Here is a 24907-nt window from a genome sequence, read left to right as displayed (position 1 = left end):
TTATGCCTCCTCCCGTTTGCGCTAACGTTTGCACAAACATTCGTCCCACAGCACGGGCCTCCTGTCAACGGCTCTGAAGAAGTTAATTGGCTCCGAAGCGCCTGTGCGAGCGCGCCGCCATCGGCGCAGCAATTGGGATCGATAGACTTAAGTATTTGAAATATTTTTATTTAACAACGCTATCGGCGACGTCGGCCAAGTGCAGGTGGCGAAAAATCAAAAGATTGCTACTTAAACGGTACGGAAGGTTTGACAACCGCGACGCCAATGCTATCGTTGGCCAAATCGACAATTCCGAGCCACACACAATGGTAACAATTAAAGACATAGCGGCGATACTTCAAGTTTCCCCCTCGACCGTGGGCCGCGCCCTGGCCGACGATCGCCGGATCAGCGCCGAGATGAAGCGAAAGGTGAACGAAGCCGCAGCTCAAGCGGGCTATGTTGCCAATCGTGCTGCACGCATGATGCGCGGAGTGCAGAGCAATCTCGTCGGGCTGATCGTTCCAGATATCCGGAACAACTTTTACTCGACGATTGCCCACGCTCTCTCGCAGTGCCTTCTTTCGGCGAATTACCAGCTGACCTTGTGCGAAACCGATGACGACAGAATGCACGAGCTTCGCCACATCAGGGAACTCACGAGCGTCAACGTCGCAGGGATCATTCTGGTCCCGAGCGCAAAACCTCATCCCGATTCCGCGCGAATCCTGAAGATGACGCCGCACATTCAATTACTGCGAAAGGCGCCGCTGCTCGGCGACCAATGGTTTGGGATCGATGACAGGCGGGCGCTTTACGAGAGCACCGAACATATCATCAATGCAGGTCACAAACGGATCGCCTATATCGGCGGTACGGAAGAACTGCCCACCGGCGCGGCGCGCGTGCAGGGTTTCCGGGACGCCGTCAAAAGCGCCGGCCGAACCATCACCGTTCACGAGGAGCTTGGCGCGCCCTCCTCGCCCGAATTCGGACGGGAGGCCGTGCGCCGCCTGCTTTCCCTAAAGGATCGACCGACGGCGCTGGTGATCGGCGCAGTTCAAAACACCTCCGGAGTCATTGACGAAATCCAGGACCAGGCCTTGAGTGTCCCTCGAGATATTTCGGTCGTCGGATTTGGCGATGAGCTTGGGTATCGGTGGTGGGGGCCTGGATTGACGACGGTCCAATTGCCTGTTTCGGAGCTGGCTACGGCTTGCGGGCTCTGGTTCCTGCACCACCTTCAAAACAAGGGTGACCTTAGCAAGCCTTACAGCTTCATCTCTCCGCCACAACTGGTCATTCGCGGCAGCACGGGCGCTCCCTGAAACGCCGGCAGGCTGCAGACACCCGCCGCGGCCCACCAGATCAAAGAGAGGCGCCCGCCCCGCGGCGCGCACCTCTCTTTGATTGGCTGTGATTCATCCCATATTCCAGGACCGGACGCTGAAGGCTCTGGATTATTTGATGAGCCGCCGCCAAGACGACGCGGCAAGCTGCGGCGGATGCAGTTTCCGCGCCACCCGTTTGCTCACCTGTATCCTTCTTCAAGATCGATCTTCAGCGCACCCATGAGACGAACGCCGGAATTGTACCAGGCGACATTGATCGACAGTTCGACAAGCTGCTTCTCCGACAGGAACTTCGCGACGCCGTTCCACACTTCATCGGAAACATCGACGTTCAGCGTGGAGTCCTTGGCAAAGGCCATCACAGCCTTTTCCTGCTCGTTGAAAAGGTCGGAGGTTTCGAAATGCGGGATGGCTTGGAACTGCTCCTCCGTCAAGCCTGCCTTGAGGCCATGAGAATGATGGTGCTTCACCTCGTATTCGGAGTTCGTGCAGTAGCCGACCGTCAGGATTGCCATCTCGCGCAGCCTCGGGCTGAGGTCGGCAGCCCGGACCGCATTCGCATAGGTCAGGAAGTCGTCGAGAATTGCCGGAGCATTGGCGAGCGCAAGGAAGATATTTCCGGTCGGAACCTTCCTCTCCTTCAGCAGGCGCTCATTCAATGCGGGTTGCGTCTCGGCGAGTTCACAGTTCGAGACATATTTTACGCGTGCCATTTCTCCACCCTCTGCCTTGTCTTCACAAATCTCCTGCCTGGCCATCCGGTGCAGAACCTGTCGCCGGCAGATGCTAACGTTAGCATTAATAGCATTCAAAGATTGAAGGTCAACCGGAATTTATACCTCCAATCCGCCCGACCAGATTTCCGCTCGAGTCCCACTTAGTGCAGTGCGGCAACCACAGGATTTTTCAAGACGCCGATCCCGGGAATTTCGACCTCGAGATCATCGCCGGGAACGATCGGCCCGACGCCGGCGGGCGTACCGGTCATGATCACATCGCCGGGCAGCAGCGTCATGAAGCGGCTCAGGTAAGCAACGATGTCGGCAACCGGGTAGACGAGGTCTCGCGTATTCCCGGACTGTTTGACGCTGCCGTTCTGGCGAAGGATGACGTCGAGGTTCGTCGGATCGAGATCCGTCACGATCGCCGGCCCCATCGGGGCAAAAGTGTCGTAGCCCTTGCCCGCCAGCAGGCAGCCGAATTTGCTCTCCTGCCGCTGGATGATGCGGTCGCTGATGTCGTTGCCGCAGGTGTAGCCGAAAACATGCTGCAAAGCATGTTCCTTGCTGATATGGCGTCCGCCCTTGCCGATAACGGCAACCAGTTCAGCCTCGTAGTGGACGATTTCGCCGTCAATCGGATATTCTATGGCGTCGTCGTCACCGCTCGCGGCCGTGCTCGGCTTCATGAACAGCACCGGAAGCGTCGGCTGCTCCTTCCCGGATTCGTCGGTGTGCTGCCGGTAATTATACGCGACGCCAAATATCCGAGGCCGCTCGACGGGGCACAGTAAGCGGACGTCGGAAAGGCGGTCCACTTGCCCCGTCCGCTCGATGACCAGGAAAGGATCACCAGCAATCCGCTCGATCCTGCCCTCACTTTCGACACCGTAGTAAATTCCGTCGACGGCCTGATAGCGGACAATTTTCATTTTTGACCTCCATTTTTGCTAACGTTAGCGCAAGTCCGAGGACTTCGTCAACGCACTTCGACCTTGCTCCAGTCGGATCTGAGAAACTAACCCGTATCGAGCGCAGGAATGAGCAGGCGTCCAGGAATACCAGGGGCGCCTCCACCGCCTGACATTTGGAAGCTTGGTCTGAAGATGGGTAACCAGGGTTCCTCGCTGAGCCCCAGAGCGTTTCCATTTAAAAGAGGCTCAATCTCGTTCTGGCGTCAATTTCCTAATCGCTATGGACGTTCCACGACGCTTTACAGCTGTTCCCGCCGGCGCAAGACTGGCGTCCGGAATCGCTGAAGCACATTCAGGCAAAGCAAAATTCCTGTTTTTTTGCAGTTGATAGGAATCGAACCTGAGGTCCATTATTCGTCGACGCCGTCGAAGTTTCAAGAATGCTCGGGTCTGGAGACTGCAACGAAATTTCCCAGGCGCTAATTCCACAACGCCGATATTGGCACAGCGGACAAACGTTCCCCGAAAGGGATCACCCTGTCATGGTCGTACAAGACCATACCCGAAACAAACCGATCTCCGGATGCTTCGGCCAAAATTCGCAATCCCGAAAAATCGGAATTCGAGACGGATGCTGCCGCTTTGATCTCGATACCGACGATCCGCCCTCTTCTGTCTTCGATGACGATATCGACTTCGTTCTGCTGCTTGTCACGAAAATGCGAAAATTCGAAGTGGGTTTGCCCACCGCTGGCGAGTTTAAGGATCTCGCCAAAAACGAAAGTCTCCAGCAAGGGCCCGAACTGACCCCTGTCGTCCCGGAGCCTCTCGAGAGAAAGGTCACGAAGGGATGCGAGGAGACCTGAATCGAGGAAATGTATTTTCGGTGTCTTCGTGAGACGTTTAAGCTTGTTGGAAAACCAGGGTTGTACGGTTCGGGCCAGGAACAGGCTCTCGAAGATACCGACATATTTTTGCGTTGTGACGTGGTTCATCCCGATGGCCGCACCAATTCCGGAATAGTTCACCAGCTGTCCCGAATGTTCCGCCAGAATGCGTAGCAGGCGCGGCATTTGAGCAATCTGCTCGATTTGCGCGACATCGCGAACGTCGCGTTGGACGATCGCCTGGATATAATTCGCATACCAGTCCTGTCTGCGGCTCAAGGTTTTGCGGCCCAATGCCTCGGGGTATCCACCGGCCAGAACCGCAGCCATCAGGTCGTCTCCGACGATCGGTTCTCCGGCCTTGGCTTCGTTTTGAAAGGCGTCGCGCAGGAAGCTGCTGCCGGCGGTCCGGATCTCGCTTTGCGCCAGCGGCAACAATTGAACGACCTCCATGCGCCCTGCCAGCGAATCCGCCACGCGTGGCAGCGTCATGAGATTGGCCGAACCGGTCAGGAGGAAACGTCCTGGGCGCTCGTCGGCATCCACGCTTTCCTTGATGGCCAACAACAGCTCGGGAGCACGCTGAATTTCATCGATGATGGCGCGATCCATACGTCTTACAAAGCCAACTGGATCCTGTCGCGCTGCGTTGAGCGTCGTCGCATTATCCAGCGTGTGATACTCCATCCTCTCGTTGGCCATCTTCTTGGCCAACGTCGTTTTTCCTGATTGTCGGGGACCTACGATCAGAACGACTCGCGTGTCTGACATGGCGTCGGCAACGCGTTGCTCAACCAGCCTTGGATACAGCGCCACAGCCTCATTCCTTTTATGACCGTTTGAAACTATGGTTATGACCGATTGAAAGTCAAGGCGTGGCCATTTGAAATCGGCGTAGCGCTAATTTAAAGTAAGTGGCATGCCAGACTGCGGCATCAGGTAGGTGAGAGGCCGCGCAGGCGCTGCTGAACCTTTCGCTGATTTGCCATTATGAAAAGTTTCTCTCTGGGCTGGCGAGTCACATATTTCCGCTGCTTTGCTGGAAGCTGAGTGGTCGACCGTTACCTTCAAAAGAAGCGGATTTGCGGAAAAGGGTTTGCGGCATTGCAATAATTGGTGGCGCACTGCAATATAACTGTCACAAATCTGTGCAGTGGGGCGCCGTGCGATGAGGATTTGCATTTATAAGTCGGAAAGAGCACCTGAGCTTACCCTCTTACTGCGAGAAGGCTTACCTCTGCCGCTCGATACCAAGATAGGCAAATGGACCCAAATCAAGGTCGTCACCGACAGGGAAATGAGAGCAGACCTTTTGATTCAAATGGGTGGTGCGGGGTATGCGTTAGTTCGACTTGGCACGATCAGACAACATTAGCATAGCGCCGCCCGGCTCCTGTCTCGCATCCAGAGCCGTCTCAGCTGGGCCTTGGAAAATGCTCAAATATTGAGCAAAATGCTGCAAGTGTACACAATGCCAAACAACCCAAGAGACTGAGGCGAGAAAAATCAACACGTTATAAGCTGGCACACCTCTTGCGTGGAATGTGCCGAGTTGGTGGCTAGGGTTCCGGCGCTTTTCAGAAGTGCGGCTGGTCCGAGAGCCACCACCGACGGGGGAGAAATCCCGGCGGGTGCACGGCGGGACAAAAGCCCGGGAGACCTCGTAAGCCAAGGGATTGGTGGCACGATGGTCTTTGCCGATCCCTTTTGAAGAAAAGCAGAAGGGGAATTTCAATGCAGACTTTTTCGAAGATTGTCTCCACCACGGCGCTGGCGGTATCGCTGATGCTCGGGGTTGCTTCCGTCGCAGAGGCGGAACAGAAGTCCGAATTCAAGGTGGCCTGGTCGATCTATGTCGGCTGGATGCCCTGGGGTTACGCGGCCGACCACGGCATTGTCAAGAAATGGGCCGACAAATACGGCATCAAGATCGAGGTCACGCAGTTCAACGATTATGTGGAATCGATGAACCAATACACGGCCGGCGCCTTCGACGCCGTGACACTGACCAATATGGACGGTTTGTCGATCCCGGCCGCCGGCGGCGTCGATACGACGGCCGTGATCGTTGGCGACTTCTCGAATGGCAATGACGCCGTGATCCTGAAGGACAAGGCGAGCCTTGCCGATATCAAGGGGCAGAGCGTCAATCTCGTCGAATTCTCCGTGTCGCACTATCTGCTCGCCCGTGCGCTCGAAAGCATCCAGCTGACGGAACGCGACGTGAAGGTGGTCAATACATCTGATGCCGACATGGTGGCCGCCTACAAGACCTCAGACGTCACCGCCGTCGTCACCTGGAACCCGCTGGTCTCCACCATTCTCGAAGATCCCTCGGCCAAGAAGGTTTTCGACAGTTCGCAGGTGCCGGGCGAAATCATCGACCTGATGGTCGCCAATAGCGGCGTGCTGAAAGACAATCCGAACTTCGGCAAGGCGCTCGCCGGCATCTGGTATGAGACGGCCGCATTGCTGCGGGCAGACACCGCCGAGGGCAAGGCAGCCCGCGAGGCCATGGGCTCGGCGTCGGGCACCGATCTCGCCGGCTTCGAAGCCCAGCTCGCCGCCACCAAGCTCTTCGACAAGCCGGCCGATGCCGTTGCCTTCACCGCTTCGCCGAATCTGCCGAAGACCATGGATCTGGTGCGCAACTTCCTCTTCGAGAAAGGCTTGCTCGGCAATGGAGCGCCGTCGGCTGACGTTATTGGCATCGAAATGCCCGATGGCAAGGTGCTGGGCGACGCCGGCAATGTGAAGCTGCGCTTCACCGAGACCTATATGAAGGCAGCCGCCGACGGTTCGCTCTGATCGCAACGGAGGCGCGGCTTGGCTCGCGCCCCTTCCCTTCATCAGCGGAGCATTCCCATGCGTTGGATCAACACGAGGCCGAGCCGGGGCGCGCAATTCGCCTTGACGATGCTGCCCTTCGTGCTTCTCGCCCTTGCCTATGCCTTCGGCTCGGCCGCGCGACTGGCGGATAACGCCAATGACAAGCTTCTACCGAGCCTTGCCGGCTTTGCCGATGCGATCAACCGCCTGGCCTTCGTCGCCGACCCGCGTACCGGCGAGTTTCTGCTCTGGTCGGACACGGGCGCGAGCCTGGTCCGCCTGCTTGCCGGCCTCGGCATCTCGACGGCGATCGCGCTCGCCTTGGGCATGCTAATCGGCATGCTGCCCTATCTCAGAGCACTGCTTTCCCCCTCCGTCGCCGTGATCTCCATGGTGCCGCCACTGGCGCTGCTGCCGATCCTGTTCATCGTCATGGGGCTCGGCGAAACATCGAAAATTGCCCTCATCGTCATCGGCGTCGCACCGACGATGATCCGCGACCTCGCGCTGAAGGCGCTGGAATTGCCCCGCGAACAGATCGTCAAGGCCGAGACGCTCGGCGGCTCCTCCTGGCAGATCGGCCTGCGTGTCGTGCTGCCGCAGATCCTGCCGCGGCTGATCACCTGCCTCAGACTGCAGCTCGGTCCGGCCTGGCTGTTCCTGATCGCGGCCGAGGCGATCTCGTCGGATTCCGGCCTCGGCTACCGCATCTTCCTCGTCCGCCGCTATCTCTCGATGGACATCATCTTTCCCTATGTCGTCTGGATCACTCTGCTTGCCGTTGTCATGAACGCCCTGCTCGATCGCCTGCGCATCGCCGTCTTCCCCTGGTCCGAACTGGAGAAGCAGACATGAGCGAACTGAAGATAGAAAGGGTCTGGAAGGAATATGGCGATCAGATCGTGCTCGAAAACGTATCCTTGGCCGTCGCCTCGCGTGCCTTCGTCGCCCTTGTCGGCCCCTCCGGCTGCGGCAAGACCACATTCCTGCGCATGCTGCTCGGCCAGGAGCAACCGACGAAGGGCAGGATCCTGCTCGACGGTGAAGCTCTGCCGCCGGAGCCGGGACCGGATCGCGGCGTCGTCTTCCAGCGCTATTCCGTCTTTCCCCACCTGACGGTGCTCGGCAATGTCTTGCTCGGCAAGGAATTTTCCGCCGCGCGCTACAAAGCCAAGCTCTTCGGCGCCGCACGCCGCAACGCCATCGAGGAAGCACGTGCGCTGATTGCCGAGGTCGGGCTCGCCGGTTCGGAGGGCAAATATCCGGCCCAGCTTTCCGGCGGCATGCAGCAGCGCCTGGCGCTCGCCCAGGCGCTCATCATGAAGCCGAAGGTGCTGCTGCTCGATGAACCCTTCGGCGCGCTCGATCCCGGCATCCGCGCCGAGATCCACACACTGATGAAGCGGCTCTGGCATGAAACGCAGATGACCGTCGTCATGGTCACGCATGATATGCGCGAGGCTTTCACGCTGGCCAACCGCGTCGTCGCCTTCGAACGCCGCCGCGATCGGCCGGAAGAGAAGGAGCGCTACGGCGCCACCATCACCAAGGATATTTCCATCTGGCCGCCACGTCTTGCCGGCCAGTCATCGATTTTCAGCCCTGACCGGGACGGCCCGGTCTCTTCCCTGGGCCACAGCCGGGACGACCTGGCATCATCAGGAGAGACGCTATGATGCATGTGAGACGCTCGCCGGAAGAGATCGCCGCCAATCGCGCGCGCTACGAGGAGCACCAGAAGAAGGGTCTGGAATTCGCCCCCAAGGCGCTTCCCGGCCCAAGCCCGCTGCCGGCGCCGGCCATCGATGCTGCCGCCGTCATCCACCAGGAGACCATTCCCGGCGGCTGGTATTGGTCGACGAAACTCTTGCGCGGCGAGGCGATCCGCATCGATCAGGCCGAGGGCAATTCCACCGTGGCGCTCGTTGCCTGGAATGCCGGCGATACGAGCGAGCGGATCAATCTCGTCGATACCGCCAAGGTCCAGTGGACGACCGCACTCGGCAAGGGGCGGGTGATCTTCTCCGATATGGGCCGCGTCATGTTCTCGATGATCGAAGATAGCTCCGGCGCCCATGACTGCCTGATGGGCGGTTCGACGGCTGCCTCGAATGCCGCGAAATATCCGGGCGAGAAGATACGCAATACCCGCGACAATCTGATCCTCGTCGCCGTCAAGCTCGGCCTCGACAGGCGCGATATTCCCGGCATCCTCAATCTTTTCGCGCCCGTCCGCCTGGCCGAGGGCGGTGGGTTCGGCTGGCAAGGCAAGCGCTCCAACAGCGGCGACTATGTCGAACTGCGTGCCGAGATGGACATGCTGGTCGGCTTTTCCACTTGCCCGCATCCGCTCGATCCCGATCCCACCTATCAGCCGAAGCCTGTCGTCATCACCCGCTACAAGGCGGCAATCTCGGCTGCTGACGATCTCTGCCGCACGGCAACGGCCGAAGCAGCGCGCGGTTTCGAAAACAACGCCCTGATGCTGGCCTGAGGAGATGACGATGTCCGATTTCATTCAGACCTCCCCTGCCCGCACCCTGCAGAATGCCGCGCAGGATCATTTCATTCCGGCCGAAGCTCCGTGGTCCGGCATTGTGCGCAAGGGCCAGACGATCCGCATCGAAGACAGCCTTGGCCAGCAGGCGATCGACACGCTCTTCTACCGTGCCGATGATTTCTCCGAGCGCTATTCCAATCAGGATACGATGCGCATGCAGGGTGCTGCCTATATCGGCATCGGCACGAAGATCATGTCGAACGAAGGCAATGTCATGCTGACCATGACGGCTGACAGTTGCGGCCGCCATGACACCTCGGCCGGCGCCTGCTCCTGCGAAAGCAATACGGTGCGCTTCGGCCATGGCACGAAATACCTGCATGCCTGCCGCGACAACTTCGTCCTCGAGGTCAGCAAACACGGAATGGGCAAGCGCGACATCGTGCCCAACATCAATTTCTTCATGAACGTGCCGATCAGGCCGAATGGCGAGATGACGATCGTCGACGGCATTTCGGCGCCGGGCGACTATGTGGAACTCGTCGCGGAGATGGACGTGCTTTGCGTCATCTCCAACTGCCCACAGATCAACAACCCTTGCAACGGCTTCGATCCGACGCCGATCCGGGTGCTGATCTGGGACGGCGAGGACTGAGCATGTTCAAGAAAGTCCTGATCGCCAACCGGGGCGAAATCGCCATCCGGGTTATCAAGACGCTGCGACGGATGGGCATAGCCTCCGTCGCCGTCTATTCCGATGCCGACCGCTTCGCCAAGCCCGCAATGATGGCGGATGAGGCGATCCGTCTCGGGCCGGCGCCTGCCGGCGAAAGCTATCTCAATGTCGACGCCGTCATTGCCGCCTGCAAGGCGACAGGGGCAGAGGCGGTGCATCCTGGATACGGCTTCCTGTCGGAAAATATCGGTTTTGCCGAACGCCTCGCTGCCGAAGGCATCACCTTCATCGGCCCGCGGCCCGAACACCTCTCGGCCTTCGGCCTGAAGCATACGGCCCGCGAACTCGCCAAGGCAAGCGGCGTGCCGCTGCTGCCCGGCACCGGCCTGCTGTCGAGCGCCGATGAAGCGCTTTCGGCGGCAGAGACGATCGGCTACCCCGTCATGCTGAAAAGCACGGCCGGCGGCGGCGGCATCGGCATGCAGCTCTGCGCCGATCCCGAAAGCCTGAAGGCGTCCTTCGAAAGCGTGCAGCGCACGGCGCGGGCAAGCTTCGGCGATGCGCGCGTCTATATCGAGCGGTTCGTCGCTGCAGCCCGTCATGTGGAAGTCCAGCTTTTCGGTGACGGCAAAGGCAAGGTGATTGCGCTTGGCGAGCGTGATTGCTCGCTGCAGCGGCGAAACCAGAAGGTGGTCGAGGAGACACCCGCTCCCGGCCTTTCCGCCGCAACCCGCGCCCGCCTGCATAAGGCGGCTGTCGATCTTGGTTCTGCGGTCTCCTACGAATCCGCCGGCACCGTGGAGTTCATCTATGATCCCCTGCGCGAGGAATTCTATTTCCTCGAGGTCAATACCCGCCTGCAGGTCGAACATCCCGTCACCGAAGCCGTGTTCGGGATCGACCTGGTCGAGTGGATGATCCGCCAGGCCGCAGGCGAGGATGTGCTGTCCGGTGCGGAGGCTCTGCAGCCGAAAGGGGCCGCGATCGAAGTGCGCGTCTATGCCGAGATGCCGCATGCCGATTTCCGCCCGAGTGCGGGCCTGCTGACCGAGGTGGCGTTCCCCAGGGACGCACGCATCGACGGCTGGATCGAGACCGGCACTGATGTCACGCCCTTCTACGATCCGATGCTCGCCAAGGTGATCGTGTCGGCCGAGGATCGCCCGGCTGCGATCGAAAAGCTGAAGGCGGCACTTGCGGAAACATCGATATCGGGCATCGAAACCAATCTCGACTATCTCAGGGCCATCGCGAGCTCCGAACTTCTAGCGAGCGGCAAGGTGGCGACGACCGCGCTACGCGATTTTTCCTTCGTGCCCGATGTCATCGAGGTGATCGCGCCGGGCGCACAATCGAGCCTCCAGGAACTGCCGGGCCGGCTTGGCCTCTGGCATGTCGGCGTGCCGCCGAGCGGCCCGATGGACGAGCGTTCCTTCCGTCACGCCAACCGTCTCGTCGGCAATGGCGACATGGTCGCAGCACTGGAGCTGACGGTTTCCGGCCCGGTGCTGAAATTCCATACCGACACGGTGGTCGCACTTGCCGGCGCCGGGATGGCAATGAGCGTCGACGGCGTGAAACTGCGGCATGGCAAGGCCGTGACCATCCGCGCCGGTCAGATCCTCACAGTCGGCAGCATCGAGGGACCGGGACAGCGGGCTTACCTCGCCGTGTCAGGCGGCTTTGCCGCGCCCGTCGTGCTCGGCTCGCGCGCCACCTTCGGGCTCGGCCAGTTCGGCGGCAACGCCACCGGCACGCTGAAGACCGGCCATGTGCTGCATCTTGCCCGTCAGGCGGCCGCCGATGCGCCGAAGCCGGCAACCGAGCCTGCGGAACTGACGCGCGAATGGGAGGTCGGCGTCGTCTACGGTCCGCATGGCGCGCCTGATTTCTTCCAGGATGTCGATATCCAGACGCTGTTTTCGACGAGTTACGAGGTGCATTTCAACAGCGCCCGCACCGGCGTTCGCCTGATCGGCCCAGCCCCGAAATGGGCGCGCAGCGATGGCGGCGAGGCCGGCCTTCATCCCTCCAACCTGCATGACAATGCCTATGCGATCGGCGCGATCGATTTTACCGGCGACATGCCGATCATCCTCGGACCGGACGGGCCGAGCCTCGGCGGTTTCGTCTGCCCGGCGGTTATCGCCCGCGAAGAGCAGTGGAAAATGGGCCAGTTCAAGCCCGGCGACCGCATTCGCTTTCATCCCGTTGCGCGGCCCGAAGATCCCATCGCCGGTCCGGTGGTGCATCGGGCGAAACAGCACGCCGGCTCGCCTATCGTCGGTAAAAGCGACGACGGGCCTGTCTCTGTCGTCTACCGCCGCCAGGGCGATGACAATCTGTTGGTCGAATACGGGCCGATGACGCTCGATATCGCCCTGCGGCTGAGGGTGCACCTGCTCATGCAGGCCGTCTCGCAGGCACGTCTGCCCGGCATCATCGATCTCACGCCCGGCATCCGCTCGCTGCAGATCCACTATGACGGCACGACGCTGACCCGCAACCGCCTGCTCGGCCTGCTGGCCGAAATCGAGGCGAGCCTGCCTGCGGCCCAGGACGTCAAGGTGCCGAGCCGCATCGTCCATCTGCCGCTTTCCTGGAACGATCCGGATGCGGCACTTGCGATGCGCAAATATCAGGAACTCGTGCGTCCGAATGCGCCCTGGTGCCCTGACAACATCGAGTTCATCCGCCGCATCAACGGGCTGGCAGACGAACAGGCCGTGCGTGACGTCGTCTTCGATGCGAGCTACCTCGTGCTCGGCCTCGGCGACGTCTATCTCGGCGCACCGGTGGCGACCCCCGTCGATCCGCGCCAACGACTGGTGACGACGAAGTACAATCCGGCCCGAACATGGACGCCTGAAAATGCCGTCGGCATCGGCGGTGCCTATATGTGCATCTATGGCATGGAAGGCCCCGGCGGCTACCAGCTCTTCGGCCGCACTATTCAGGTATGGAACAGCTGGCGGCAGACGCCGGTCTTCGCCAAGGACAAACCGTGGCTGCTCGATTTCTTCGATCAGATCCGCTTCTTCCCGGTCAGCCATCAGGAATTGGCGGAAGCCCGCAGCGCCTTCCCGCATGGCGGCTATCCTGTCCGGATCGAGGAGACGGAGTTCTCCTACGCCGCCTATGAGCGGGAATTGCAGGCAAATGCCGCCTCCATCGCGACCTTCAAGGCCCGCCAGCAGGCCGCCTTCGAGGCCGAACGCCAGCGTTGGAAGGAGGCCGGGCTCGACAGCTTCGTCACCGACGAGGGCACCGGCGAAAGCCCCGATGGAGATATCCCGGAAGGCTGCTTCGGTGTTGCCAGCGCCGTGCCCGGCAATATCTGGAAACTGCTGGTGGAGCCGGGCGCACCGGTTGCGGCCGGCGACACGCTTGCCATTATCGAATCCATGAAGATGGAAATCAACGTCACCGCACATGCGCCGGGCCGCGTCCGCGACCTGCGTGCCGGCCCCGGCCGCAATGTCAAAGCGGGCGATATCATTGTTGTACTGGAGGAATGCTGAACCATGCTGCCGACCATTCTCGATCTGACCAGCCTTCGCGCAGCCTATGAAGCCGGCCAAAGCCCGCTCGACGTTGTCGAGACCATCATTGTCCGTCGCGCAGCCTCGGAGGATCCCGCAATCTTTATCACGCCGACGCCGGATGAAGCGTTGCGGGCCGAAGCACGCGCCCTCATGGAACGGGCACCTGAGCCGAACAGCCTGCCGCTCTGGGGCATTCCGTTCGCGGTCAAGGACAATATCGATGTGGAGGGTCTGCCGACCACGGCCGCGTGCCCCGCTTTCGCCTATGATCCCGAGCGCGACGCAACCGTCGTTGCAAGACTGCGGGCTGCAGGCGCAATCGTGATCGGCAAGACCAACCTCGATCAGTTTGCCACCGGCCTCAACGGCACGCGCTCGCCTCACGGTGCCCCGCGTTCCGTCTTCGACAAGAACTATGTGTCGGGCGGCTCGAGCTCCGGCTCGGCGGTTGCCGTCGCCTCCGGCCTGGCAAGCTTCGCGCTCGGCACCGACACGGCCGGTTCCGGACGCGTGCCGGCGGCCTTCAACAATCTCGTCGGCATCAAGCCGACACCGGGACTGGTGCCGAATGTCGGTGTCGTGCCTGCCTGCCGCAGCGTCGATGTCGTCACCGTCTTTGCTGCAACGGTTGGCGACGGCGTTGCGATCCGCAAGGTGATGGAGGGCTACGATGCCGCCGATCCGTTCTCGCGCAGGGCCGTTCCGTCCAGCCTGCCCACCGCTGGCTTGCGGATCGGTGTGCTCGACGGAGCAGAACGGGAATTCTTCGGCAACAGCCATGTCGAGGCTCTCTATGATGCCGCAATCGAAAGGGCGCGCGCCCTCGGCGCAACGGTCGTGCCTTTCGACTACGCACCGTTCCGGCAGGCGGCAGAGCTGCTCTACAACGGGCCCTGGGTCGCCGAACGGCTGGCGGCTGTGAAGGATTTTATTGCCACGAATGCCGCCGACTTCGACCCGACGGTTCGCACCATCATCGAGGGCGCGAGAGCCTATGACGCGGTCGCCGCTTTCGAAGGCCGCTACAAGCTCGAAGCGCTGCGCCAAAAGACCGAAAAGGAATGGGAAAAAGCCGACATCCTGATGCTGCCGACCTCGCCGACCACCTATACGGTCGAAGAAATGATGGCGGATCCGATCATGAAGAACGGCCAATTCGGCCGGTACACCAACTTCGCCAATCTGCTCGATTGTGCGGCGATCGCCGTTCCAGCCGGCTTCGACGCCAACGGTCATCTCCCGGCCGGCGTGACCCTGATCGGCCCCGCCTTCACCGATGACGCGCTTGCCTCCTTCGCCGACGCCATGCACCGGGCGGCGAAGGCCGGCATGGGGCAGGATCGCAAGGCCGCCTTGCCGGAGGCAAGCCGGGTGGCGGCTCCGGCCGATGACTTCGTTCCGATCGTGGTCGTCGGCGCGCATCTGACGGATATGCCGTTGAACCATGAGCTGACGCGGGCGAGTGGTTACAGGTTGAAGACAGGACGCACGGATGGCAGCTACCGGCTGTTTGCGCTCCATGGCACAATCCCACCCAAGCCGGGGCTGGTTCGTGATCCCAGCTTTGCGGGCAATGGCGTCGAGATCGAAGTCTGGGCCCTGCCACCGTCGGCATTCGCCCGTTTCGTGCAGAACATTCCGGCTCCGCTGGGTGTGGGCAAGATCACCCTCGACGATGGAAGTTGCCTGACCGGATTTCTCTGCGAGGGTCATGCCGTCGCCGGTGGACGAGAGATCACCGAATTCGGCGGCTGGCGCAACTATGTCAGCGCAACCAGTCCGGCGTCCTGAAAGGAGATGGGATGCAAAAACTTCTATCAAAGGCAGCGCAGTTCGTTCTCAGGGGCCTCATTGCCAGGACCGGCGCGATATGGGCGGGCAAGCGATCGTGATAAATCGACAGATGTGCCACGCTTGCCATGAGCTCCACTCTTCAGGGAGCGCCAGCTGCTTCACCGGCATCTAAAAGGCATCGGGATGGGCGCAAATTGATGCTTTTCGCGCGCAATGATTTTCCCTACTCCTGCTTGAAAAGCAACGAGAGGCGCGGCGATGGCAATGCCATTCTACTGGAACGAACTGAATAGCTCCGACTTCGCCGGACTTTCACCCGAAACAACCATCGCCATCCTGCCGATCGCCTCGACGGAACAGCACGGCCCGCATCTACCGATCGCCACCGACGTGGCGATCGCCAGCGGCATGCTGGCCGAGCTGAAAAAGCAGAAGCCGGACGACCTCGATTTCCTGGTCCTGCCGACGCAGGAGATCGGCAAGGCGAATGAACATATCTATGGGCCGGGGACGCTCTCGCTCTCCGCGGAGCTGCTCATTCCGGTCTGGACCGCGATCGGCACCAAGGTTGCCGAAGCCGGCATCCGCAAGATGGTGATCGTCAATTCACATGGCGGCAATGTCGATATCATGAGCATCGTGGCGCGAGAGCTGCGCGTGCGCCACGCGATGGCCGTCGTCGCCACGCAATGGGGCCGCTTCGGCCATCCCGAGGGGATGATCAGCGACCACGAGCTGAAATACGGCATCCATGGCGGCGAAGTGGAAACGTCGCTCATGCTGCATTTCCGGCCTGATCTGGTGCGGATGGAGAAGGCGGAGAATTTCACCTCCAAGGCGGAATGGATGCGCGGCCAATCGAAATACATACAGCCATTGCCACCGCATTCGCTCGCCTGGATCGCGCACGACCTCAATCCCAACGGCGTCGTCGGCGACGCTTCGCTCGGGACAGCCGAAAAGGGCGAAGCGATCTGCCGCCATCAGATCAAGGGCTTCATCGAATTGCTCTGCGACCTGAAGCGCTATCCGCTTTCCAATCTTTATTCGCAATAGGCCCGTCCGCAGATGGCCTCAGATCGCGACGGACCTTTCCATCGCGATATGCCCCTTGGCCTGCAGTTCCTGCACCAGGCCGGCGAGCTCGGCCAGGAGATATTCGACGAACAGGCTGGTGGCGGAATCGAGCGGGGTGCGGGCGCGGGCGAAAAGTTTCATCGTCTGGTGACGCGCATGCGGTTCGGCGATCGGCCGGAAGACGAGTTCGCCCTGTCGGCATTCGGTGATGACGTCGAGCGGGTTCAGCATCGTCACCCCGGCCCCTGATTTGACCAGCTTCTTCAGCATCTCCGACGCATTCGTTTCCAGCACGGGCTCTATGTGCACGTCGAGGCGGGCCATCGCCAGATTGATCACGTCACGCAGGCTGGTGCCTTGTTGCGCCAAGACCAGGCGCTCCTGGACGATATCGGCAAGGTTGATCGGACCCGAAGCGATCAGCGGATGGCCGGGGGGCAGCACAACGCCGATCGGGATGTCGAAATTGCCGAGCGTGCGGATGCCGGGCGTCGCCGGAATGTTGAAGCCCAGGCCGATATCCACCTCGCCCGACAGCACCGGGTTGACCGTCATCGTTCCCGCATCATTGCGCAACTGCATGAAGACGCGCGGATGCTCCGACTGGAACCGGGCGATGATCTCGGGCAGCGGGCCGGCGGCCAGGCCCACCGTCGTCACCAGGCGGATCTTGCCAGCTTGCTGCGTCCTGAGGCTGCGAATGCGGCTCTCCAACCGCTCGTAATTCTTCAAGACCTCGCGAATATGCTCGATGCAGAGTTCGCCTGCCGCCGTCAGGCGCAGGCCGCGCGGCAGGCGTTCGAAGAGGGGCGCGCCGATTTCCTCCTCTAGCGCCAGGATTTGCCGGTTGATTGCCGAAGACGCCACATTCAGCCGCGCTGCCGCCTTGCGGATCGAGCCGGCTCGGGCGATCTCGTTGATGTAGAGAAGCTTTCTGGAATGCAGCATCGCAACCTCTTTGCATAAAAATAAAGCAGACCGCACAAATTAGGCACAGGCTTTCGGTGAGATGCCGAAAAGGCATCATTGCGCACGAAATTTGATGCTTTTCAAAGAGCAAAGCAATCGCTCCTATGAAGAAAATCCGACGTCGCCACGGGCGTTGCGAACTCAGAAGGGGAACGTTGATCATGCGCATTGCACAGAAGAATACGGTCTTTTCCGCACTCGTCGGCCTTGGCGGCGCGCTTGGCGCTGCCGTCTCGGCGCAGGCGGCAGACAAGGTAAGCTATGGCACGAACTGGCTGGCGCAGGCCGAGCATGGCGGCTTCTACCAGGCGGTCGCCGACGGCACCTATGCCAAACACGGCCTCGACGTCACCATCGTCCAGGGCGGCCCGAATGCCGCCAACAGCGCCCTGCTCATCTCCGGCAAGATCGATTTCTACATGGGCGGTCCGCAGGGCGAAATCTCGGCGGTCGAACAGGGCATTCCGCTGGTCGACGTCGCGGCGATCTTCCAGAAGGATCCGCAGGTGCTGATCGCGCATCCCGATGCCGGCATCGACAAATTCGAAGATCTCGCCAAGCTCAAGACCCTGTTTCTCGGCAAGGACGGCTATCTCACCTATTTCGAATGGATGAAGGCGAACTTCAAGGGCTTCAGGGACGAGCAGTACAAGCCCTACAATTTCAGCCCGGCGCCATTCCTCGCCGACAAGGATTCCGCGCAGCAGGGCTATCTCACGTCCGAGCCCTACGAGATCCAGAAGCAGGCCGGCTTCGAGCCGAAAGTCTTCCTGCTCGCCGATAACGGCTATTCCCCCTATTCGACGATGATCACCACCACCCAGACGATGATCGACAGCAAGCCCGATGTCGTCCAGCGCTTCGTCGATGCCTCGATCGAGGGCTGGTACAATTATCTCTACGGCGACAACAGCAAGGCGAACGCGCTGATCAAGAAGGACAATCCCGAAATGACGGATGGCCAGATCGCCTATTCCATCGCCAAGATGAAGGAATACGGGATCATCGAATCCGGCGACAGCCTCGACAAGGGCATCGGATGCATCACCGATGCGCATTACAAGGCGTTCTTCACCGAAATGGTCGATATCAAGGTGTTCAAGCCGGAGACGGATTACACCAAGGCGTTCACGACGAAATTCGTCTGCAAGAACACCGGCGTGGCGCTGAAGAAATAGGCTGGCCGAACGCCGACGAGCATCCGCCGCAGATGCGGCGGATCGCATCCTCTCCCCAGTGAATGAGACAGGCAATGCCTTTAGCAGAAGCCCAGGCCCTATCCCCGAAGGAGACGCGCACGCGGCCGTTGGTCGTCATGCGCTCGGTCTCGAAAGTCTTTTCCAGCGGAACGGTGGCGCTTTCAGACATGTCGCTCACCGTCGAAAGCGGCGAATTCGTCAGCCTGCTCGGCCCGTCCGGCTGCGGCAAGTCGACGGCGCTGCGCATCATCGCCGGCCTCGGCGACGTTACCTCGGGTGCAATCGATTGGCCGAGCTCGCGCATCAATGCCAGCGGCCTGCCGGACGGCGATATCGGCTTCGTCTTCCAGGAGCCGACGCTGATGCCGTGGAAGAACGTGTTCGACAATGTCCATCTGCCGCTGAGGCTGAGGCGCGTCTCGAAGGCTGCGGCGCATGAGCAGATCATGGAGGTGCTGACCACCGTCGGTCTCCAGGATTTCGCCAAGGCCTATCCGCGCGAACTGTCCGGCGGCATGAAGATGCGCGTCTCGATTGCCCGCGCGCTGGTGACGAAACCGAAGCTGCTGCTGATGGATGAGCCCTTCGCGGCGCTCGACGAAATCAGCCGGCAGAAGCTCAACGACGACGTGCTGCGGCTTTGGCAGAGGACCGGCATTACCGTCATCTTCGTCACCCATTCGGTCTTTGAGTCCGCCTATCTCTCGAGCCGTATCGTCGTGATGAAGGCAAGGCCCGGCCGCGTGCATGCCGACGTTCCGATGGCCACCAGCCGCGAACGCGATGCCCACTACCGCACCTCGGAAGAATATCGCAAAGCCTGCGAAACGGTGTCGCATTCGCTGATCGGCGCCATCAACGCGGCAGGAGATCAGGGATGAGCGACGAAACCGATGCACCACCGCTGCTTCTCAAAGGCACGGCAAACGCCGGGCGCCGTGATCTGGCGCTGCGCATTTCCATCCCTATCCTCGTCATCGCCCTGCTGATCCTGGTCTGGTACATCTATGTCAAACTGTCAGGCGTACCGCCCTACATCCTGCCCGGGCCGGCCGCCGTCGCCAATGCCCTGGTGACCGACTGGGGCACGCTCGCCCCCGCCCTCTGGGTCACCACCAAGATCACCTTCCTGTCGCTAATGCTGGCGCTTGCAGGCGGCGTCGGTTTTGCGATCTTCCTCGCGCAGTCGCGCTGGATCGAACTCGCCTTCTATCCGCTCGCGGTCATCCTGCAGGTAACGCCGGTCGTGGCGATCTCGCCGCTGATCCTGATCTATGCGCCGTCGACCCAGGTGGCGCTGCTGATCTGCGCTTTCCTCGTCGCCTTCTTTCCGATCCTATCGAATATGGTCCAGGGGCTGAAAAGCGTCGACCACAACCTCATCAACCTGTTCGAACTCTACGGTGCCTCCCGCTGGCAGACGCTGTTCTTTCTCAAGCTGCCGGCCGCGCAGCCCTATTTCATGACCGGACTCAGGATCGGCGGCGGCCTTGCCCTGATTGCCGCCGTCGTCGCGGAATTTGCCGCGGGTTCGGCGGGCGCCGGCTCCGGGCTCGCCTTTCGGCTGCTCGAAGCCCAGTACCGGCTCAACATTCCGCGCCTTTTTGCGGCGCTGTTGATGCTCTCCCTGCTCGGCGTCGCGATCTTCGCCGTCACCTCGTTCATTTCGTGGCTTGCCCTGCACCGCTGGCACGAGAGCAGCCTGAAACGGGAAAACTGATGAGCTATTCCTTCATTTCGCCGCCCAATGCCGGCCGCTTCGTGCTGAGCAATGCGACGCTGCCTGCCGCCGCCGTTACCGATTATGAAGCGCCGGTTGTCGAGGGGCTCGTCAGGGCCGATATCCTCATCGCCGACGGTATGATTTCAGCCCTGCTGCCGCCGGGCGAAGCGCCCGTCGAACTGGCGAAGTCCGATCTGAAGGAGGGCATGGTCTGGCCCTGCTTCGCCGACATGCATACGCATCTCGACAAGGGCCACATCTGGCCGCGCAATGCCAATCCGGACGGCACTTTCCCGGGAGCGCTGGAGGCCGTGCGCACAGACAGAGAGGCGAACTGGTCGGCTGCCGACGTGAAGAAGCGCATGGAGTTTTCCCTGCGCTGCGCCTACGCGCACGGCACCAGCCTGATCCGGACCCATCTGGATTCTCTTGCGCCGCAGCACCGCATCTCCTTCGAGGTCTTTGCCGAGGTGCGCGATGTCTGGAAGGACAGGATTGCTTTGCAGGCGGTGGCGCTCTTTCCGTTGGAGAACATGGCGGACACGGCCTATTTTGCCGATCTCGTCACCCTGATCCGCGAAAAGGGCGGGCTGATCGGCGGCGTCACCCGGATGAGCGCCGATCTCGACAGCCAGCTCGACACGCTGTTCAGAGCCGCGGCCGATAACGGCCTCGATGTCGATCTTCATGTCGACGAAACCGACGATCCGGCGGCAGAGACCCTGAAGGCGATCGCGCAAGCCGTGCTGCGCAACCGCTTCGGCGGCAAGGTCACATCAGGCCATTGCTGCTCGCTCGCCCGCCAGGACGAGGAGACGGCAAAACGCACGGTCGATCTTGTCGCAGAGGCCCGTCTCGCCATCGTCTCGCTGCCGATGTGCAACACCTATCTGCAGGACCGCTATCCCGGTCGCACACCGCGCTGGCGCGGCGTCACACTTTTCCACGAACTGGCGGCGGCGGGCGTTGCAACCGCCGTCGCCTCCGACAATACCCGCGATCCCTTCTACGCCTATGGCGATCTCGACCCGGTGGAAGTGTTCCGTGAGGCGGTCCGCATCCTGCATCTCGACCATCCGCTGGATACGGCCGCCCGCGTCATCACCACCTCGCCCGCCGACATTCTCGGCCGGCCCGATATGGGGCGCATCGCCGTCGGCGGCGCGGCCGACCTCGTGCTCTTCAGCGCCAGGCGCTGGAGCGAATTTCTTTCCCGTCCGCAGTCCGATCGCGTCGTCCTTCGCCGTGGCAAGGTGATCGACCGCAGCCTGCCGGACTATCGTGAACTCGACAGCGTCGTGGGAGCCTGACATGCCGGATTATCAGACGATCAAAAACGAACTCGAAGGCATCGCCATCGAAGACAATCCGGCGCTGGTGCGCCAGAAGAGCCGCGATTTCTACTGGTATTCGCCGATCCTGAAAGCGCAGCTCGACAACGTGACGGCCGATCTCGTCGTCACGCCGAAAAACGAAGATGAGGTCATCCGGACGCTGAAGGTCGCCTTCGCCCACGGCGCGCCGGTCACGCCCCGCGGCGGCGGCACCGGCAATTACGGCCAGGCGATGCCGCTCTCCGGCGGCATCGTGCTGAATCTGGCAGCCATGGACAAGATCAAGGAAATCCATCCCGGCCGGGTCATCTGCGAGCCCGGCATCATCATTGCCCAGCTCGACAGGCAGACCAAAGCCCATTCCGGCCAGGAGCTGCGGTTCCACCCCTCGACGGCGCAGATGGCGACCGTCGGCGGTTTCATCGCCGGCGGCTCCGGCGGCGTCGGCTCGATCACGTGGGGCGGGTTGCGCGATCTCGGCAATATTCTGCGCCTGCGCGTCGTCACCATGGAGGCAGAGCCGCGCGTGCTCGATCTCACCGGTTGGGATCTGCAGAAGGTCAGCCATGCATACGGCACCAACGGCGTCATCACCGAGATCGAAATGCCGCTGGCGCCCGCTTATGACTGGGTCGACGTTCTCGTCGGCTACGACGACTTCATGGCGTGTGTGCGCTTTTCGGATGCGCTTGCCAAATGCAACGGCATCCTCGTCAAGGAAATCGCCCCGATCGCCGCTCCGATCCCGCACGACTATTTCACCCGCCACAAGCCCTATATCCGCAAGGGGCAGTCGGTGGTGGTGCTGATGATCGCGCCGCATGCGATGGATGCCTTCCTCGCCTTCACCTCGGCCCACAAAGGCGAGGTCATCTTCCGCTCCGATAAGGTCGAGAGCATGAAGGGTATCCCGCATGCCTATGAGCTTGCCTGGAACCATACGACGCTACGGGCGCTGAAGGTCGATCCCGGCTTCACCTATCTGCAGGTCCAGTACCCGGGCCCGGATCACGTGGCCAAGGTCGCCAGGATGGTGGAGATCTTCGGCGACGAGGTTCCCGGTCATCTCGAATTCATCCGGTTCGACGGGCAGATCCAGTGCTCCGGCCTGCCGCTGGTGCGCTACACCACAGAGGAGCGGCTCGAGGAGATTATCAAGATCCACCAGGATCACGGCTGCCCGATCTTCAATCCGCACCGTTACACGCTGGAGGAAGGCGGCATGAAGCGCACCGACAAGGTGCAACTCGCCTTCAAGCACGAAACCGACCCCAAGGGGCTTCTGAACCCCGGCAAGATGATCGCCTGGGAGAACCCGGACTTCGATTTTGATGCCGGCAAGAACTATCTCTTCCCCGGCCTTGCGAGCGTCATGGAGGCTTCATGAGGGTTCTCGTGCTGCATTCGCATCCGGTGGAGGAAAGCTACGGCAAGGCGCTCTACCAACAGACGCTGGAAAGCCTGCGCAAGGGCGGCCACGAGGTGGATGGATGCGATCTTTATGCCGAGAATTTCGATCCCGTCCTTTCCCGGCATGACCGGCTCACCTACCACGACTATCCCGGCAATACCGAGCTGGTGAAATCCTATGTTGAGCGACTGAAGCAAGCCGAAGGGCTGGTGCTGGTGACGCCGATCTGGAATTTCGGTTTCCCGGCGATCCTCAAAGGCTATTTCGACCGCGTCTGGCTTCCGGGCGTCTCCTTCGAACTCGTCGACGGCAAGGTGGAATCGCGGTTGCGCCATATCAGCAAGCTCGCCGCCGTGCTGACGTATGGAGCAACGCCATTGCGCGCCTTCGTCGCCGGCAATCCGCCGAAGAAAATCGTCAGGCGCGTGCTGAGAGCACAGATCAACCCGCTGCGGCCTGTCACCTTCCTTGCTCATTACGACATGAACAACTGCACGCCCGAAAGGCGAGCAAGATTTCTGGCGAAGGTGAAGACGTCGATGGAACGGTTCTGAAGCGTATCGCGCCACCGGGCGTCATAAGACTTTGGCGGCCGTGACCTCGACTTCGACGAGGAAATCCGGCCGGGTGAAGCCGCCGACGATGATCAATGTCGAGACAGGCTTCGGGTCGAGCGTGTAACGATCGCGCACCGCCATATAGGCTGGGAAATCCTCCCGTTTCGTCACGAACCCGGAAATGCGGATGACGTCCGCAAAACTCATCTCCGCATCGGCAAGAATGGCCTTGATCGCTTCGAAGCATAGCTCGGCCTGTTTGCCGATGTCTTCCGGCACCTCGTCGTCGAGACCGATGCCGAGCTGACCTGAGGTGACGAGCAGCGAAGCGCCCGGCGGCACAAGCAACCCGTGATTATAGTTTCCGAACGGACGGCGGACCGAGGGCGGATTGAAAATCTTCTTCATCGGCATTTCCTCGTAAAAACAAAAAGTTGGAGCGGCTCGGCGCTTTCAAGAAAACCTAAACCGCTCTAAGCGGAAGACGACGCGTCATTCCATTTGTTGGATCAGGAGAGCGGGAACGGGGCGCGGATGAGCGTGCGCGCTCTCAGGTGCTTCGCGCGCTCGGCTCGCCGGTTGCGGCAAACACCGCGCTCGCATCGCTGACCATCTCCACATGGGAATAGGCTGCCTGTGAGGCAGCAGTGCCGTCCGCTCGCATGATCGCGATCACGATCCGGCCATGTTCCTCGTAGGATTTTGCCAAGCGGCCGGGCAGCCGAAACTGCGCCCGTCGAAATGGGGCGAGCCGTGCCCGCGTCTGCGTCACCATCTCGAAGATATGATCGTTATGCGCGCCGCGATAAAGGCGGGTGTGGAACTCGGTGTTGTGAGCCGCATAGTCCTCTTCCGCGCCGGTATGCACCAGCTTCATCGACGCCTTGTGCTCCAGCTCCAACGTGCGCCGCTCATCCACCGTCATGCGTTCGGCCGAGAGCCTGGCGCAGATGGCTTCGAGTTCCGCCATCGCCTCGAACATGGAATGCAGATAGGTTTCGGTCACGGTGGTGACGACGGCGCTGCGGTTCGGCTCCCGGTCGACAAGCCCCATCGCACCGAGTTCACGAAGCGCTTCGCGCACCGGTGTGCGCGACACTTCAAAACGACCAGCCAGCGAAACTTCATCGAGCTTCTCGCCCGGCAGCATCTGCCCGGTGACGATCATGTCGGCGATCGCCCGCACCATCTGCTCGACGGTCGTTCCTGCCCTGATGATTTCTCTGCGCCTGACTTGCTTCAAGGAATGATTCTACATTGTTGGGTTGCATACACATGCCCGCTCAGGCCGGCAAAGTCAAACGCCAGTATATATTATTGATGTCGCTAGCAAAAATGTATTTTGCACTACCGCTTGGTCGGCGCTTCGAGCCCAACGACATGGATATCGGGCAATTTTATAGGCTGTGCATATTTTTTCATCTAATTTCAAGATGAAA

The 24907-nt window shown here is 60.9% G+C and carries 21 protein-coding genes and 1 riboswitch; of the genes, 15 read left to right on the top strand and 6 right to left on the bottom strand.

The annotated features are described in order from the left end of the window. Positions 1–86: 86 nt before the first annotated feature. Positions 87–1310, top strand: a complete 1224-nt coding sequence (locus QD408_RS14485; protein WP_245313544.1) for a LacI family DNA-binding transcriptional regulator — start codon at positions 87–89, stop codon at positions 1308–1310. 203 nt (positions 1311–1513) lie between these two features. Here the strand turns inward: QD408_RS14485 and QD408_RS14480 are convergent, their stop codons facing one another. The 3 genes from QD408_RS14480 to QD408_RS14470 all read right to left on the bottom strand — a co-directional run bounded on the left by QD408_RS14480 (position 1514) and on the right by QD408_RS14470 (position 4670). Beyond that, the gene (locus QD408_RS14480; RefSeq protein ID WP_088682421.1) at positions 1514–2047 is read right to left on the bottom strand and encodes a carboxymuconolactone decarboxylase family protein; all 534 of its coding nucleotides are present in this window, start codon (positions 2045–2047) and stop codon (positions 1514–1516) included. 164 nt (positions 2048–2211) lie between these two features. Then, on the bottom strand, positions 2212–2985 hold the full coding sequence (locus QD408_RS14475; protein WP_088682422.1) for a fumarylacetoacetate hydrolase family protein: 774 nt from the start codon (positions 2983–2985) through the stop codon (positions 2212–2214). Between the two features lie 461 nt (positions 2986–3446). Continuing rightward, positions 3447–4670, bottom strand: coding sequence for an ATP-binding protein (locus tag QD408_RS14470; protein WP_414139783.1), 1224 nt, complete (start codon positions 4668–4670; stop codon positions 3447–3449). Between the two features lie 732 nt (positions 4671–5402). Next, positions 5403–5514: riboswitch (guanidine-I (ykkC/yxkD leader) on the top strand. A 74-nt stretch (positions 5515–5588) separates the two neighbouring features. On the opposite strand from QD408_RS14470, the gene QD408_RS14465 reads away from it, so the two are divergent. The 8 genes from QD408_RS14465 to QD408_RS14430 all read left to right on the top strand — a co-directional run bounded on the left by QD408_RS14465 (position 5589) and on the right by QD408_RS14430 (position 16254). After that, positions 5589–6662, top strand: coding sequence for a putative urea ABC transporter substrate-binding protein (locus QD408_RS14465; RefSeq protein ID WP_414139782.1), 1074 nt, complete (start codon positions 5589–5591; stop codon positions 6660–6662). 57 nt (positions 6663–6719) lie between these two features. Further along, positions 6720–7538 carry an ABC transporter permease gene (locus QD408_RS14460; protein WP_414139781.1) on the top strand — a complete coding sequence of 273 codons (819 nt, stop codon included), beginning with the start codon at positions 6720–6722 and terminating at the stop codon, positions 7536–7538. Next, positions 7535–8359 (top strand): ABC transporter ATP-binding protein, encoded by an 825-nt coding sequence (locus tag QD408_RS14455; RefSeq protein ID WP_414139780.1) that lies wholly within the window; start codon positions 7535–7537, stop codon positions 8357–8359. Before QD408_RS14460 ends, QD408_RS14455 begins: the two co-directional genes overlap by 4 nt. Next, the gene (locus tag QD408_RS14450; RefSeq protein ID WP_414139779.1) at positions 8356–9177 is read left to right on the top strand and encodes an urea amidolyase associated protein UAAP1; all 822 of its coding nucleotides are present in this window, start codon (positions 8356–8358) and stop codon (positions 9175–9177) included. Before QD408_RS14455 ends, QD408_RS14450 begins: the two co-directional genes overlap by 4 nt. 10 nt (positions 9178–9187) lie before the next feature. Then, positions 9188–9838, top strand: coding sequence for an urea amidolyase associated protein UAAP2 (locus QD408_RS14445; protein ID WP_414139778.1), 651 nt, complete (start codon positions 9188–9190; stop codon positions 9836–9838). Positions 9839–9840: 2 nt separating this feature from the next. Beyond that, a complete protein-coding gene (gene uca, locus QD408_RS14440; RefSeq protein ID WP_414139777.1) occupies positions 9841–13380 on the top strand; it encodes an urea carboxylase in 3540 nt (1179 codons plus the stop codon). 3 nt (positions 13381–13383) lie between these two features. Further along, positions 13384–15195, top strand: coding sequence for an allophanate hydrolase (gene atzF, locus QD408_RS14435; protein ID WP_088682430.1), 1812 nt, complete (start codon positions 13384–13386; stop codon positions 15193–15195). A gap of 261 nt (positions 15196–15456) precedes the next feature. Further along, positions 15457–16254 (top strand): creatininase family protein, encoded by a 798-nt coding sequence (locus QD408_RS14430; protein WP_088682431.1) that lies wholly within the window; start codon positions 15457–15459, stop codon positions 16252–16254. A gap of 18 nt (positions 16255–16272) precedes the next feature. On the opposite strand, the gene QD408_RS14425 is transcribed toward QD408_RS14430, so the two are convergent. After that, entirely contained in the window at positions 16273–17223 is a 951-nt protein-coding gene (locus QD408_RS14425) for a LysR substrate-binding domain-containing protein (protein WP_025418548.1), read from the bottom strand. Positions 17224–17405: 182 nt separating this feature from the next. Between QD408_RS14425 and QD408_RS14420 the strand changes: the two genes are divergently transcribed. The 6 genes from QD408_RS14420 to QD408_RS14395 all read left to right on the top strand — a co-directional run bounded on the left by QD408_RS14420 (position 17406) and on the right by QD408_RS14395 (position 23465). Beyond that, the gene (locus QD408_RS14420; protein WP_184470011.1) at positions 17406–18422 is read left to right on the top strand and encodes an ABC transporter substrate-binding protein; all 1017 of its coding nucleotides are present in this window, start codon (positions 17406–17408) and stop codon (positions 18420–18422) included. Positions 18423–18496: 74 nt separating this feature from the next. Further along, positions 18497–19324 (top strand): ABC transporter ATP-binding protein, encoded by an 828-nt coding sequence (locus tag QD408_RS14415; RefSeq protein WP_414139776.1) that lies wholly within the window; start codon positions 18497–18499, stop codon positions 19322–19324. Continuing rightward, on the top strand, positions 19321–20163 hold the full coding sequence (locus tag QD408_RS14410) for an ABC transporter permease (RefSeq protein ID WP_414139775.1): 843 nt from the start codon (positions 19321–19323) through the stop codon (positions 20161–20163). Before QD408_RS14415 ends, QD408_RS14410 begins: the two co-directional genes overlap by 4 nt. Next, the gene (locus QD408_RS14405; RefSeq protein WP_414139774.1) at positions 20163–21476 is read left to right on the top strand and encodes a cytosine deaminase; all 1314 of its coding nucleotides are present in this window, start codon (positions 20163–20165) and stop codon (positions 21474–21476) included. The genes QD408_RS14410 and QD408_RS14405 overlap by 1 nt, the downstream gene beginning before the upstream one ends. Before the next feature lies 1 nt (position 21477). Continuing rightward, positions 21478–22887 carry an FAD-binding oxidoreductase gene (locus QD408_RS14400; RefSeq protein ID WP_414139773.1) on the top strand — a complete coding sequence of 470 codons (1410 nt, stop codon included), beginning with the start codon at positions 21478–21480 and terminating at the stop codon, positions 22885–22887. Further along, positions 22884–23465 (top strand): NAD(P)H-dependent oxidoreductase, encoded by a 582-nt coding sequence (locus tag QD408_RS14395; RefSeq protein WP_414139772.1) that lies wholly within the window; start codon positions 22884–22886, stop codon positions 23463–23465. Before QD408_RS14400 ends, QD408_RS14395 begins: the two co-directional genes overlap by 4 nt. 21 nt (positions 23466–23486) lie before the next feature. Here the strand turns inward: QD408_RS14395 and QD408_RS14390 are convergent, their stop codons facing one another. After that, on the bottom strand, positions 23487–23876 hold the full coding sequence (locus tag QD408_RS14390; protein ID WP_088682438.1) for a RidA family protein: 390 nt from the start codon (positions 23874–23876) through the stop codon (positions 23487–23489). Positions 23877–24018: 142 nt separating this feature from the next. Then, positions 24019–24711, bottom strand: a complete 693-nt coding sequence (locus tag QD408_RS14385) for a GntR family transcriptional regulator (RefSeq protein ID WP_414139771.1) — start codon at positions 24709–24711, stop codon at positions 24019–24021. Positions 24712–24907: the final 196 nt, after the last annotated feature.

Origin of the sequence: Rhizobium sp. BR 249, from assembly GCF_047445895.1 — a bacterium.
In the GTDB taxonomy this organism is placed as follows: Bacteria; Pseudomonadota; Alphaproteobacteria; order Rhizobiales; family Rhizobiaceae; genus Rhizobium.
This window is presented reverse-complemented; position numbering and strand designations above follow the sequence as displayed.